General features: G+C 58.2%; 12 protein-coding genes. 2 read left to right on the forward strand and 10 right to left on the reverse strand.

The features are described 5' to 3' along the window. Positions 1 to 52 precede the first annotated feature (52 nt). Together G9X48_RS19055 and G9X48_RS19060 are read left to right on the forward strand one after the other, a co-directional pair. Positions 53 to 1,078 (forward strand): M4 family metallopeptidase, encoded by a 1,026-nt coding sequence (locus G9X48_RS19055; RefSeq protein ID WP_038879814.1) that lies wholly within the window; start codon positions 53 to 55, stop codon positions 1,076 to 1,078. Further along, complete coding sequence (locus tag G9X48_RS19060) at positions 1,078 to 1,428, forward strand: protealysin inhibitor emfourin (RefSeq protein WP_004386982.1); 351 nt, start codon at positions 1,078 to 1,080, stop codon at positions 1,426 to 1,428. The genes G9X48_RS19055 and G9X48_RS19060 overlap by 1 nt, the downstream gene beginning before the upstream one ends. Here G9X48_RS19060 and G9X48_RS19065 read toward each other — a convergent pair. From G9X48_RS19065 to pbpC, 10 genes are all read right to left on the reverse strand, one after another. Continuing rightward, positions 1,425 to 1,646, reverse strand: a complete 222-nt coding sequence (locus G9X48_RS19065; protein WP_097641442.1) for a zinc ribbon domain-containing protein — start codon at positions 1,644 to 1,646, stop codon at positions 1,425 to 1,427. The genes G9X48_RS19060 and G9X48_RS19065 overlap by 4 nt on opposite strands. 50 nt (positions 1,647 to 1,696) lie before the next feature. After that, positions 1,697 to 3,175 (reverse strand): ribosome biogenesis GTPase Der, encoded by a 1,479-nt coding sequence (der, locus tag G9X48_RS19070; RefSeq protein ID WP_004386980.1) that lies wholly within the window; start codon positions 3,173 to 3,175, stop codon positions 1,697 to 1,699. Between the two features lie 120 nt (positions 3,176 to 3,295). Further along, the gene (gene bamB / locus G9X48_RS19075; protein WP_007869979.1) at positions 3,296 to 4,477 is read right to left on the reverse strand and encodes an outer membrane protein assembly factor BamB; all 1,182 of its coding nucleotides are present in this window, start codon (positions 4,475 to 4,477) and stop codon (positions 3,296 to 3,298) included. Positions 4,478 to 4,487: 10 nt separating this feature from the next. Beyond that, a complete protein-coding gene (locus tag G9X48_RS19080; protein WP_004386978.1) occupies positions 4,488 to 5,108 on the reverse strand; it encodes a YfgM family protein in 621 nt (206 codons plus the stop codon). A 35-nt stretch (positions 5,109 to 5,143) separates the two neighbouring features. Continuing rightward, positions 5,144 to 6,418, reverse strand: coding sequence for a histidine--tRNA ligase (gene hisS, locus G9X48_RS19085; RefSeq protein ID WP_007869985.1), 1,275 nt, complete (start codon positions 6,416 to 6,418; stop codon positions 5,144 to 5,146). 114 nt (positions 6,419 to 6,532) lie between these two features. Next, a complete protein-coding gene (gene ispG, locus G9X48_RS19090; protein WP_004386976.1) occupies positions 6,533 to 7,651 on the reverse strand; it encodes a flavodoxin-dependent (E)-4-hydroxy-3-methylbut-2-enyl-diphosphate synthase in 1,119 nt (372 codons plus the stop codon). A gap of 26 nt (positions 7,652 to 7,677) precedes the next feature. Next, positions 7,678 to 8,694, reverse strand: a complete 1,017-nt coding sequence (gene rodZ, locus G9X48_RS19095) for a cytoskeleton protein RodZ (RefSeq protein ID WP_032988746.1) — start codon at positions 8,692 to 8,694, stop codon at positions 7,678 to 7,680. Between the two features lie 418 nt (positions 8,695 to 9,112). After that, on the reverse strand, positions 9,113 to 10,279 hold the full coding sequence (locus G9X48_RS19100; RefSeq protein WP_004386974.1) for a bifunctional tRNA (adenosine(37)-C2)-methyltransferase TrmG/ribosomal RNA large subunit methyltransferase RlmN: 1,167 nt from the start codon (positions 10,277 to 10,279) through the stop codon (positions 9,113 to 9,115). 180 nt (positions 10,280 to 10,459) lie between these two features. Further along, on the reverse strand, positions 10,460 to 10,891 hold the full coding sequence (gene ndk / locus G9X48_RS19105) for a nucleoside-diphosphate kinase (protein WP_004386973.1): 432 nt from the start codon (positions 10,889 to 10,891) through the stop codon (positions 10,460 to 10,462). Between the two features lie 167 nt (positions 10,892 to 11,058). After that, a complete protein-coding gene (pbpC, locus tag G9X48_RS19110; protein WP_105629541.1) occupies positions 11,059 to 13,389 on the reverse strand; it encodes a peptidoglycan glycosyltransferase PbpC in 2,331 nt (776 codons plus the stop codon). Positions 13,390 to 13,401: the final 12 nt, after the last annotated feature.

Raw genomic sequence — 13,401 nt, forward strand, 5'->3', positions numbered from 1 at the left:
ATACTGCAAGTGTTGGTTTTTTCAACGGCACTTGCCGTGTAAGGAGACCCTAATGAACCAGTCACGTTATCCAACCGTTATTCCCCCGTACATCCTGCGCCGCATTATCGATCATGGCTCAGAGCCCCAGCAGCAGAAAGCGCGCCAGACCCTCACCCACGTCCAGACCCTGATGGCGCATCAGCCCAAAGAGACCGCTGCCGCGCATGTCTCCGCCAAAGGCAAGCTGGAGCGCGATATCTATGACGCGCAGAACCGCGAAACGCTGCCAGGCGAGCTTGTGCGCCGCGAAGGCGCGCCATCCAACGGCGACGTCGCCGTGGACGAAGCCTACGACTATCTGGGCGTGACGCACGATTTCTTCTGGAAAGCGTATAAGCGCGATTCGCTCGACAACAAAGGCCTCGTGCTCAGCGGTACGGTCCATTACGGGCAGGAATACCAGAACGCCTTCTGGAACGGCCAGCAGATGGTCTTTGGCGACGGCGATGGCGAAATCTTCAATCGCTTTACTATCGCCATTGACGTGGTGGGCCATGAGCTCAGCCACGGCGTGACGGAAACCGAAGCCGGGCTTATCTATTTCGAACAGGCCGGCGCGCTCAATGAATCGCTTTCTGATGTCTTCGGCTCGCTGGTGAAACAGTATCAGCGCCAGCAGACGGCAGACCAGGCGGACTGGATCATCGGCGAAGGCTTGCTGGCGGAAGGCATCAACGGCAAAGGGCTGCGCTCGATGTCAGAGCCTGGCACCGCGTATGACGACCCGCTGCTCGGCAAAGATCCACAGCCCGGCCACATGAAAGATTATGTGAAAACCCGCGAGGATAACGGCGGCGTGCATATCAACTCCGGCATACCTAACCGCGCGTTTTATCTCGCGGCGACAGCCATCGGCGGGTACGCCTGGGAGAAAGTCGGTTATGCATGGTATGACACGGTTTGTGACCGCTCACTTTCGCAAAATGCGGATTTCGCCAGCTTCGCGAAGCTGACTATCGAGCATGGGCGTAAACGCTCCGGCGACAGCGTGGCGCAGGCGATTGAACAGGCGTGGAAAACCACAGGGGTGTTGTGATGGATTTGCCAGATCTGACGGATGACGCCGTCGTGGAGCTGGCGCGTGAAGGCGGCGTGGCGTATATGCCACGCCTGGCCGGTCAGCGGCGTATCGCCGTCGCTGAGTTAAACGCCCAGCAGCGTCAACGGCTTATCGATATTCTTCATCAGGCTCTGCCACAGGCGTTCCCGCCCGGACAGTCCGATTCGCCCGGACGCGGCGATCAGCGCTACTTCCGCATCCAGATCCTCTGGACGCAGCATGATCAGGCGGGCTACGCCGACATCGTTCTGCTGGTGCCGGAAAACGCCGCGCCGGAAGGGCTGCGCGAGCTCTGGAAGCGTGGCGAAGACTGCATCTGCGACTAGTGCGCCTGTAGCGTAAATTCCACGCGTTTACGGGAAATGAGACCGTGGCCGTTACGGCAGAAATAGTCCACCGCACCACACGCTTTCAGCACTTCCAGGGGCTGACGGCACTCCGGGCAGCGCGCCTCGACCAGGTAATCCTGATGACATGCAGAGCAATGCGCGCCGCGCTCGCTTTGTTCAAGCTCGTGCTGACAGTTCGGACAACGTAATTCCACGTGAGACCTCCTTGAAAACACAGCGGGAGTCATGATGACTCCCGCTTCGGTTATTTACTTTTCTTGATGTGCTTAATCAGGCGCTTACGCTTACGCAACTGGTTTGGCGTCAGCGTGTTGCGCTTGTTGGCGAACGGGTTCGCGCCTTCCTTAAACTGAATGCGAATCGGCGTACCCATCACATCCAGAGATTTGCGGAAGTAGTTCATCAGATAGCGTTTGTAGGAATCCGGCAGGTCTTTCACCTGAGTGCCGTGGATCACCACAATCGGCGGGTTATAACCGCCCGCATGCGCATACTTCAGCTTCACGCGGCGGCCACGCACCATCGGCGGCTGATGGTCTTCTTCCGCCATTTTCATAATGCGTGTCAGCAGCGCCGTGCTGACGCGACGCGTAGAGCTGTCATAGGCTTCGCGTACCGATTCAAACAGGTTACCAACGCCGCTGCCGTGCAGCGCGGAGATGAAGTGTACGCGGGCGAAGTCGATAAAGCCGAGACGGTAATCCAGCGTCTCTTTTACTTCCTCTTTCACTTCCTGGCTCAGGCCGTCCCACTTGTTGACGACGATAACCAGCGAGCGGCCGCTGTTGAGAATAAAGCCCAGCAGCGAGAGATCCTGATCGGAAATGCCTTCACGCGCATCAATAACCAGCAGCACCACGTTGGCGTCTTCAATCGCCTGCAGCGTTTTGATAACCGAGAACTTCTCCACCACATCGGTGATTTTGCCGCGTTTACGCACGCCCGCGGTATCGATGAGGACGAATTCGCGTCCGTCGCGCTCCATCGGAATGTAGATGCTGTCGCGCGTGGTGCCCGGCATGTCAAAAACCACGACGCGGTCTTCGCCAAGAATACGGTTGGTAAGTGTGGACTTACCTACGTTCGGACGCCCAACGATAGCCAGTTTAATCGGCAGATCCTGCGGGTTGAAATCGTCCTCTTCTTCTTCGACAAGTTCACCGTTCTGCTCGGCTTCAAACTGCGCCCAGTATTCGGCTTCTTCATCCACTTCTTCCGGCGGATCGACATCGTCCATCCACGGCACCAGCACGTGTTCCAGCAGCGAGGTCACGCCGCGGCCATGAGAAGCTGCAATCGGATGAATTTCACCCAGGCCAAGCGAATAGAAATCCGAGACGGCCTGATCCGGATCGAGACCGTCGGTTTTGTTGGCGACCAGGAAGGTCGGTTTCTGGCGGCTGCGCAGATGTTTGGCGATGGCCTCATCCGCCGGCATCAGGCCAGCGCGGGCATCCACCATGAAAAGCACCACATCGGCTTCTTCAATCGCCAGCAGCGACTGTTCCGCCATGCGGGTTTCCACGCCCTCTTCCGAGCCGTCGATACCGCCGGTATCGATACAGATAAATTCACGTCCTTCTACTTCGGCACGACCATATTTGCGGTCACGCGTCAGCCCCGGGAAATCCGCTACCAGCGCATCCCGGGTGCGGGTTAAACGGTTGAACAACGTGGATTTTCCGACGTTAGGGCGCCCGACCAGCGCGACCACAGGTATCATTCTTAAAGCCTCATTACTGATAAATCATTGTTAAACCCGCAGAAAATCCACGGGCTTCAGAAAACAGGAAACGGCCCCTGCGCTAATCAGGAGCCGTTTTAGCTGTGCTACGCCTGTCTGTTAACGCGAAATCGCGTAAAGCGTACCGTCTTTGGCCTGGATCAGGATTTTATTATCCGCCACGACCGGCTCGGTCTGGAAGCCGGAGCTGTCCACTTTTTGCTGAGCCACAAAACGGCCGTTATCGGTATCCATCCAGTGCAGGTAACCTTCGCTGTCGCCGACCACCAGCGATCCATTATAGAGCACCGGCGCGGTCAGATTACGGTGCAGCAGCTGCGTCTGTGTCCAGAGCGTTACGCCGCCTTCCACGTTCAGCGCCAGCACGTTATCGTTCTGGTCCACCAGGTAGATACGCCCGCCATCGACGATGAAATCATTCACCGAGCCCAGCTCGCGTTTCCACATAATCTGACCGGAGCGCAGATCCAACGCGGTCAGGTTGCCGTTGTACGCCAGCGCATACACCACGCCATTAACAACAACCGGCGTTGTATCGACGTCGCTCAGACGATCGATTTCGGTCGCACCTGTCGCCTGCGAAATACGCTGCTGCCAGATCATCTGGCCGCGCTGCATCAGCACCGCGCTGACGCGGCCGTTATCGCCGCCCACAATGGCTGCGCCAAAGGCGGACGCCGGTGCGGATTCGCCGCGCAGCGAGAGTGACGGCATATCCAGGTTGACGGTCCACTTAATCGCGCCGTCGCTTTCGTTCAGCGCCTGCAGCATACCGTTGCTGGTATGGATAAGCACCAGGCCGTCGCTGACTACCGGACGGGAAAGCGCTTCGCCCGCCACTTTGGTCTGCCAGGCGATGGAGCCGTCAGACGTGTTCAGCGCATACACCTGCGCTTTTTCGCTGCCCACGTAAACGTGCGCGCCGACGGCAGTCAGGCCGCCTGAGAGCAGCGCCGGACGGTTACGGGAGAAGAAGCCGGTTTTCTCAGAGAGATCGATGCTCCAGATTTCTTTGCCATCCTGCGAGTTAACGGCTTTCACCGTGCCGCGACGATCAGCCGCGTAGACGTTGCCATCAAGAAACGCCGGATGCAGGTTGGAATAAAAATCGCCAATTCCGCTGCCCACGGAGGTGTCCCACGCGACTTGCGGCGAGAACTGGTTTTCAACGGTTGGCAGCGGCGACATTTTCACTACGTCTTCTTCACCGCTAAACAGTGAGCAACCGCTTAACAGCGTGACGGAAAGCATCGCTGGCAAAACTAATTTACGCAATTGCATCGGGTCCCTCTCAGATGGACAAGTTATTGATTTTCATCTGCATCATATCGCCAAGCGCCGGAGAATTTTTATCATCCGCCCCTTTGCTCCAGGCATCACGCGCGCCCTGCTTATCGCCTTTGCTCAGCAGCGCATCGCCACGCAGATCGGCCACCATCGCCGACCAGTTTTCGCCTTTGACGCTTTCCAGGGTTTTCAGCGCGGCATCCGCCTGTTTCTGCTGGATCTGAATGCGCGCCAGGCGCAGATTAATCAGCGAGCGCAGATTCTCGTCCTTCGTGTTCTCAAGGCCCTTCTGTAACTGCTGCGCGGCGTTGGTGAGATCGTTTTTATCCACATAACGCTGCGCCAGTTCCAGCGCGGCCAGCGCACCGTAGGTGTTTTGATTCTGAGCGACGAACTGCTGCGCCGCGCTCAGGGTTTTCGGATCGTCAGCGCGCACATCGGTCATTACATTCTGATAATGCAGCGAGGCTTCGCGGGCGGAATCGACCTGCGACCCGTTCCAGAAACGCCAGCCGACGAGCGCGCCAATCCCTAATACCACACCCACCGCCAGCGCTTTGCCATTTTCAGCAAAGAAACGCTTTACCGCGTCGAGCTGCTCGTTTTCGTTCTCGTAAATTTCCACGCAGTCCTTCTCCTTAACGATATGTCGCCGGGAAATCAGCCCAGCAGCGTCTGCAGATGCGCGGCCAGCTCGCTTTGTGCAAGCGCCTGCTGCTCACCTGAACGCAAATCTTTCACCACAACCTGACGGTTGGCGACTTCGTCCTCGCCCAGCACCAGCGCGATGCGTGCGCCCCATTTGTCCGCACGCGCGAACTGTTTCTTGAAGTTGCCGCCGCCATAGTTGGTCATCAGCTTGCAGCCTGGCAGCGCGTCGCGAACCCGCTCGGCCAGTTGCATTGCCGCCGACTGCGCGCCGTTGCCGGATGCAATCAGGTATATATCGACAACAGGATCCGCCGTAAATTCCGGATTAACCGCCTGAACGAGTAAAACGAGGCGCTCAAGGCCCATCGCGAAGCCCACCGCCGGGGTAGCACGTCCGCCTAACTGCTCAACCAGGCCATCGTAACGACCGCCCGCGCAGACGGTCCCCTGCGAGCCGAGGCTCGTGGTCACCCACTCAAACACGGTGCGGTTGTAGTAGTCGAGGCCGCGCACGAGGCGCTGGTTAACGGTGTAAGCGATACCGGCGTCGTCAAGGAACGCGCACAGCCCCGCGAAATGTTCGCGGGACTCTTCATCCAGATAATCGCCCAGCATCGGCGCGTCGTTTAACAGCGCCTGGACGTCCGGGTTTTTGGAATCGAGCACGCGCAGCGGGTTCGAATACATGCGGCGTTTGCAGTCTTCATCAAGCTTATCGACGTGCTGCTCAAGGAAGGCAATCAACGCATCGCGGTAGTTAGCGCGCGCTTCCAGCGAACCGATGGAGTTCAGCTCCAGCGACACGTGCTCAGCGATGCCCAGCGCTCGCCACCAGCGGGCCGTCAGCATAATGAGTTCAGCGTCGATATCCGGGCCCTGCAGGCCAAACACTTCTGCACCTAACTGATGGAACTGACGATAGCGGCCTTTCTGCGGACGTTCGTGACGGAACATCGGGCCGATGTACCACAAGCGCTGTTCCTGATTGTACAGCAGACCATGTTCGATGCCGGCGCGCACGCAGCCCGCGGTGCCTTCAGGACGCAGGGTCAGGCTGTCGCCGTTGCGGTCCTCAAAGGTATACATCTCTTTTTCAACCACGTCGGTCACTTCACCGATAGCGCGTTTGAACAACGGGGTCTGCTCTACAATCGGCAAACGGATTTCGCTGTAACCGTAGCTGCCGAGCACCTGCTTGAGTGTGCCTTCAATGCGCTGCCAGATGGCGGTATCGCCCGGCAGGTAATCGTTCATGCCGCGGATGGCTTGAATGTTTTTTGCCACGTTTATTCTCTTTTTCTATACAAAAAATGAACCCGAAACAGACCGCTCCGGTGTGGCTGGGGCGGTTCGCGGGTTCAATCATACACGGGAAGCACGCCGCTTCCCACGTTTGCGTTATTTTTCCAGCTGCTGCACGCTGATACGACGGCTCTCGTCGAGCATTGACGCCTTGGCGCGAATGCGCGCTTCGAGTTGCGTAATCATGTCGTCGTTATCGAGGCGGTCTTTGCGCACGCCTTCTTCATAGAAGCCGCTTTTCTTGTTGCCGCCGGTGACGCCAAGTGTGGAGACCAGCGCTTCACCCGGACCATTCACCACGCAACCGATGATAGAAACATCCATCGGCGTGATGATATCTTCCAGGCGCTGCTCCAGCGCGTTCACCGTGCCGATAACATCGAACTCCTGGCGGGAACAGGTCGGACAGGCGATAAAATTAATGCCGCGCGAGCGAATACGCAGGGATTTCAGAATGTCGAAACCGACTTTGATCTCTTCCACTGGATCGGCCGCGAGCGAAACACGCAATGTATCGCCGATCCCTTCAGAGAGCAGCAGCCCAAGACCGATCGCGGATTTCACCGCGCCAGCACGGGCTCCGCCCGCCTCGGTGATCCCCAGATGCAGCGGCTGATCGATCTGTTTCGCCAGCAGGCGATAAGACTCGACCGCCAGGAAAACGTCAGAGGCTTTCACGCTCACTTTAAACTGATCGAAGTTCAGCCTGTCGAGATGATCGACATGGCGCATGGCGGATTCCAGCAGCGCCTGCGGCGTCGGCTCGCCATACTTTTCCTGAAGATCTTTCTCAAGCGATCCGGCGTTCACGCCGATGCGGATCGGAATGTTTTTATCGCGCGCGCAATCCACGACGGTACGAATGCGCTCTTCATTGCCGATATTGCCGGGGTTGATGCGCAGGCAGTCGACACCGTATTCCGCCACTTTAAGCGCGATGCGGTAGTCGAAGTGAATATCCGCGACCAGCGGCACACTGACCTGCTGCTTGATGAGACGAAACGCCTCGGCGGCATCCATCGTTGGCACCGAGACGCGAACGATATCCGCGCCCACGCGCTCCAGCGCTTTGATTTGGTTTACCGTCGCCTCGACATCCGTCGTGCGGGTGTTGGTCATCGACTGCACGGCGATGGGAGCGCCATCGCCGATGGGGACGTTACCGACGTATATCCGTTTCGATTTTCTACGCTGAATGGGCGCTTCATTATGCATGACAAATCTCCCTCATTGCCCGTCTGTTACTGCGCTACTGATTGTTCGGCATTGAGGGTCAGACGTGCAACCTGGTTAGTTCTGATAAAACGGCTCAAATCCACCGGTTTGCCCTGGTACTGAATCTGCACTGCCGACGGCGCGCCGATTTTAAGGCGGTACGGCGCCTGACCGGACAGATTCAGATTAGTATCTTTACGTTGCAGACCGCTGAATAATTTCTTACCGGTCGCGTCAGTCACTTCAAGCCAGCAATCGGCGGTGAAATTCATCACCAGCGCGTTGGCGTCCGCTGCAGGCGCTGTCGAGGCCTGGCCTACCGGAAGCTGGCTTTGTGCTGGCTGCGTCGTCGTTTGCTGCGCCGCGGTGTCGGTGTTCGCCTGGCTCGGCGGCACCACCACTGGCTGCTGGCTCGCCGTATTTGGCGACGGCATCGGCGTCGGCTGCGGGTTGTTAGACGCAGTGTTCTGCGTATCGCCAGACGGCAGATCGGCAGGCGGCGTCGCCTGATCCTGCGACGCGTCAGCGGTGTTATCGGTATTCAGAGGAACGGATTGCGGGCTGTTGGCCGCGTTCTGGCTCAGCTCAGCGCTGGACTGATCCGCCATGGTGCTGATTTCTTCCTGCTGCGCTTTGTGGTTTTGCCACCACCACGCGCCTGTCAGGCCGACCACCACAAAAAGCACAAGCCAGGTGAAACTCATCAGCCAGCCGTCACGTTTTTTACGGCTTTTGCCAAGCGCGTAGGTTTGCATCGGCGCGACCTGAGCGGTTCTCACCGGCGCCTGTTTGGCGAGCATCGGCAGCAGTTCTTCTTCCGGAACGTGCACCAGACGCGCATAAGAACGGATATAGCCGCGCAGGAACGTGGAAGCCAAATCGGCAGGCGCTTTGTCCTCTTCGATGTCGCGAACCGTCGATACCTTCAGGCATAAACGTTCCGCCACAACCTGTTGGCTGAGTCCCAGTTGTTCACGGGCCAGGCGCAGACGCTCACCCGTGGTGTGTGGTGCATTTTCTTCGTGAGTGGCTTCAGTATTCATTAGCTACAACTGCTGGTACTGTTTTCATTAGGAACCTGGCACCGGCAGGAATAAGACAACGTTTCGCTGCCCTGTCTGCCCATACCGCGAAATCATTCTCATCGAACACGCACATAACGCGTATCCGTTACCCGTTTCCGTATTTTAACGCCTCAGACGGCATAACGCCGCAGGCGATAAGCAGAAACGTTAGTTAACCATAGCCAGCTTTTTATCCGGTGTCTGTTAAGTAACGCCAGATAAGCCAGAAAGCCCCAGCTAACATGTTGTTGCGACGCTACATACTGCCTCAAAGCACAGAGAAACGCACCGTAATTATTTACCCTGCACGCTTCTTTACGCAGCAATCGCTGCGCCTGTGCGGAAAGTGGTCACGCGATAGCCTGTTCGCGTGACCTTACCGGCTTTTGGCTCGCTGTCAGACCGCCTTAACGGCAATCGGCTCACCCTGCATACGCTTGCGCATAGTGCGTTTGGTACGATCGATAACGTCGCCCGCCAGCTGCCCGCAGGCCGCATCGATATCGTCACCGCGTGTTTTACGCACGATCGTGGTGAAACCGTAGCTCATCAGCACTTTAGAGAAGCGATCGATACGGCTGTTAGAGCTGCGGCCATACGGCGCGCCCGGGAAGGGGTTCCACGGAATCAGGTTGATTTTGCACGGCGTATCTTTCAGCAGTTCCGCCAGCTGATGCGCATGCTCGGTGCCGTCGTTCACGTGATCCAGCATCACGTATTCGATGGTCACGCGGCCCTGGTTGGCGTTGGATTTGCCGATATAACGACGCACGGCCGCCAGGAACGTTTCGATATTGTACTTTTTGTTGATCGGTACAATTTCATCGCGAATTTCATCGTTCGGCGCATGCAGGGAGATAGCCAGCGCAACGTCAATCATATCGCCAAGCTTATCCAGCGCCGGCACAACGCCGGAGGTTGAGAGCGTGACGCGGCGTTTAGACAGCCCAAAGCCAAAATCATCGAGCATGATTTCCATCGCCGGAACGACGTTAGTCAGGTTCAGCAGCGGCTCACCCATGCCCATCATCACCACGTTGGTGATAGGACGCTGGCCGGTCACTTTCGCCGCGCCAATGATTTTTGCCGCGCGCCACACCTGGCCGATAATTTCAGACACGCGCAGGTTACGGTTAAAGCCCTGCTGCGCCGTTGAACAGAATTTGCACTCCAGCGCACAGCCCACCTGGGAAGAAACGCACAGGGTGGCGCGGTCATCTTCAGGAATATAAACCGTCTCGACGCGCTGATCGCCGACCGCAATCGCCCACTTAATGGTGCCGTCGGAAGAGCGCTGCTCTTCGACCACTTCCGGCGCCCGGATTTCCGCCACTTCCTTGAGCTTACCGCGCAGCACTTTGTTGATGTCGGTCATCTCATCGAAATCATCACAGCAGTAGTGATACATCCATTTCATCACCTGATCGGCGCGAAACGGCTTTTCACCCAGCGTTTTGAAGAACTCGCGCATCGCTTGGCGGTTCAGATCGAGGAGGTTAATTTTTTCAGATTTAATAGCAGGCGCCGCTGAGGCATCCTCAGGCGTGACAATGTGTTCAGACATATTCGATCCTGGCCTCGTTGTTACACGTTACGGCCTCTGGAGGGTTGATAAAAAAGAAACGCCCCGGTCAGAGCAGGCTCATCCGGGGCGCAGCATTGTACAAATTCTATGGCAGTGACGCCACGGCTTAAAGCGACATCATGAAAATAAAATGTAAATGTCTCTTTGCCGTTTCGCTTATTAGCGAGTGCGCGGGCAGATTTCGCCTTCGCCGAAGAAGTACGCGATTTCGCGGTTAGCAGACTCAACGGAATCGGAACCGTGGGTGCCGTTTTCGGTGAAGCTGTCTGCGTAATCAGCGCGCAGGGTACCTGCCAGCGCGTTTGCCGGGTTGGTCGCGCCCAGCAGGTCGCGGTGACGCTGTACCGCGTTTTCGCTTTCCAGTACGGAAACTACGATCGGGCCAGAGGTCATGAATTCCACCAGACCGTCAAAGAACGGCTTGCCTTCGTGCTCGGCATAGAAACCGCGCGCCTGCTCAACGGTCAGGTGCAGCATTTTGGTACCGATGATTTTGAAGCCTGCGGATTCAAAACGCGCGAAAATGCTGCCGATAACGTTTTTAGCGACTGCGTTCGGTTTGATGATGGAAAAAGTACGCTCGATTGCCATGATTACCTCTGTAAGTTGTTCTGTTTGCCCGACAGGCAAGTTTAGAATTGGCGGCGATTATAATGAGCATCGAAAGCCTTGCCTACCTTCGGGGATAACATTTTTTTAAAATAATATGAGCTTCGGCAACACTTCATGCCAAAAGCGTGCTTTTCAGGCGTCTTAACTCATTCCACCCGAAACTGCGCGGCGGCAATCTGCCCGGCTTCATCCATCAGCAAGACCTGATAATCCCCACTTTTATCAAAGGTCAGCGTCACACTATCGCCTTCTTTATCGAGCGGTTCGCCGTTTAAAAACCACCAGTGGCGTCCGCCACCGCCCTGACTGCGCAGCGGCAGCGACAACGCGGCTTGCCCCGGCAGTCGTTTCAGCACAGCCCCTTCGCTTACGCCGGTGAGCAGCAGCGGCACCTGATCCTGCTGATGAACTGGCGGACACTGCGCTGAAACCGGCGGCAGGCGGGCGGCGCGCCGCTCGGCGGGCGGCAGCCACGGTTCAAGCGGCAGCGGCCAGAGCAACAGGCGGCTTTCGGAAACATGCGGGCAATCCGCCGCCACCCGCTCGCCCTTCGCATTCAGCCACAGCGGGAACTGAATGCCCCGGCTTCCTTCCTGCCCTTCGGCAAGCAGCGTTGGCGGTTCGCTGTTATCAAGAAGCCACGTCGATAACCGGCGGCGGCAGTTGCTGTCTCCCGCCGGTAAGTGCTGCCCACCCGGCCAGCAGATGGTACCTGCCGACACCGAGGCCGGGCGCGGATCGACGGGTTGTCTCGCCTGCTGCACCGCCGAGGCGGCCCCCGCCTGTAACAGATTATTGACCTGATTCAGCACCGGCACGGCGCTTGCGAAACCAAACTGTCCGGCGACCGGCGTCGCATCCGGGCGTCCGGTCCAGACGCCAATCAGATAGCGCGACGTCACGCCGACAGCCCAGGCGTCACGGTAGCCGTAGCTGGTGCCGGTTTTCCAGGCGAGCGGCACCACCTGCGGCAGTGAACCGTCCGGCAGCGGCTGCGCCTCGTTCGCAAGGATGCGGCGGATAATCCATGCCGCACCCGGCGACATTAGAGGACACTCCACCAGCGGATCGCCTTTGACCACGCGCAGGCGCGCCGCCTGACCGTGACGGGCGAAAGCGCTGTAGGCCGCCACAATCTCATCAAGTCTTGCACCCGCGCCGCCCAGGATCACCGCGAGGCTTGGCTGCGCCGTCGGCGGAAAACGCAGCGCCAGCCCGACATTACGCAGCTTCGCCGTAAAGCGCTTCGGCCCATAGGCTTCCAGCACCTGAACGGCGGGCAGGTTCAGCGAACGCACCAGCGCCTCGCTCATGCTCACCGGCCCGTTAAAACCGCTATCGAAATTGCCAGGCCGGTAATCCCCGAAGCGACGGGGCACATCCTGTAACAGCGACGCCGGATGAATAAGCCCCTCATCCAGCGCCAGCCCGTAAACAAACGGTTTTAACACCGAACCGGGTGAACGAATCGCTGTGACCATATCGACATGACCAAAGCGGGCATCATCGTTAATATCCGCCGAACCGACCCAGCCGCGCACTTCCATGGTGGTGTGATCGACCACCAGGATAGCCAGCGACGTCCGCGCCGGGAGGCGGCCTTTCCAGTTCAGCGCGAGATCTTCAAGCTGGCGCTGTAAAGCGGCGTCAAGCGTAGTGGTGATTTTGGTGTCGCGACGTTGCCTCACCAGCCGCCGAGAGAGCAGCGGCGCCAGCTGCGGCATCTGGCGCGGAGCCAGCCAGACCGGTTCTTCCAGCGACTCGCGTACCTGTTTTTCACTCCAGACGCCCTGCGTCGCCATGCGGCGCAACACCTTATCGCGCGCCGCCTGTGCGCGGTCAGGCCAGCGGTCAGGCCGGAGCCTGCTTGGTGCCTGTGGAAGCACCGCCAGCAGCGCGGCATCGGAATAGCTAAGTTGCGAAGGCGGTTTGCCGAGATATACCCAACTGGCTGCCCCGATGCCCTGCAGCGTGCCGCCAAACGGCGCGCGGTTCAGATAGAGCGTGAGAATCTCGGCTTTGGAGAGATGCCATTCAAGCTGCATCGCCCGCCATACCTGACGCAGCTTGCCACCGAACGTGCGCGGATGTGGATCCAGCAGGCGCGCCACCTGCATGGTAAGCGTACTGCCACCGGAGACAACCGAGCCGGAGCGCAGATCCTGCCAGGCCGCGCGCGCGATCGCGAGCGGGTTAATACCGGGGTGACGCCAGAACCAGCGGTCTTCGTAGTTCAGCAACGCCTCAAGATAGCGCGGCGAGACATCGTTAATGGTGACCGGGTAGCGCCAGATGCCGTTTTTATCGGCGAAGCGCCACAGCGGCGTGCCGTCCTGGGCCACGACCACGCGCGCGGGCTGCACTTCATACAACGGCAGCGGCCAGCACTTATCGGCAAGCCACAGCGCAGCGCACAATAAAAGCGGCGCCGCCGCCAGAATTATCCAGCGGCGGCGCCTTTTACACAGGCTTTTAATCACAGCTCACCT

Origin of the sequence: Cronobacter sp. HA18006 (genome assembly GCF_011605445.1) — a bacterium.
Lineage (GTDB): Bacteria > Pseudomonadota > Gammaproteobacteria > Enterobacterales > Enterobacteriaceae > Cronobacter > Cronobacter sakazakii.

Excerpts from the sequence above, each read along its gene's own strand:
- der (WP_004386980.1), bottom strand. The coding sequence starts at position 3,175 with ATGATACCTGTGGTCGCGCTGGTCGGGCGCCCTAACGTCGGAAAATCC.
- G9X48_RS19060 (WP_004386982.1), top strand. The coding sequence starts at position 1,078 with ATGGATTTGCCAGATCTGACGGATGACGCCGTCGTGGAGCTGGCGCGT.
- G9X48_RS19055 (WP_038879814.1), top strand. The coding sequence starts at position 53 with ATGAACCAGTCACGTTATCCAACCGTTATTCCCCCGTACATCCTGCGC.
- bamB (WP_007869979.1), bottom strand. The coding sequence starts at position 4,477 with ATGCAATTGCGTAAATTAGTTTTGCCAGCGATGCTTTCCGTCACGCTG.
- ispG (WP_004386976.1), bottom strand. The coding sequence starts at position 7,651 with ATGCATAATGAAGCGCCCATTCAGCGTAGAAAATCGAAACGGATATAC.
- G9X48_RS19100 (WP_004386974.1), bottom strand. The coding sequence starts at position 10,279 with ATGTCTGAACACATTGTCACGCCTGAGGATGCCTCAGCGGCGCCTGCT.
- rodZ (WP_032988746.1), bottom strand. The coding sequence starts at position 8,694 with ATGAATACTGAAGCCACTCACGAAGAAAATGCACCACACACCACGGGT.
- ndk (WP_004386973.1), bottom strand. The coding sequence starts at position 10,891 with ATGGCAATCGAGCGTACTTTTTCCATCATCAAACCGAACGCAGTCGCT.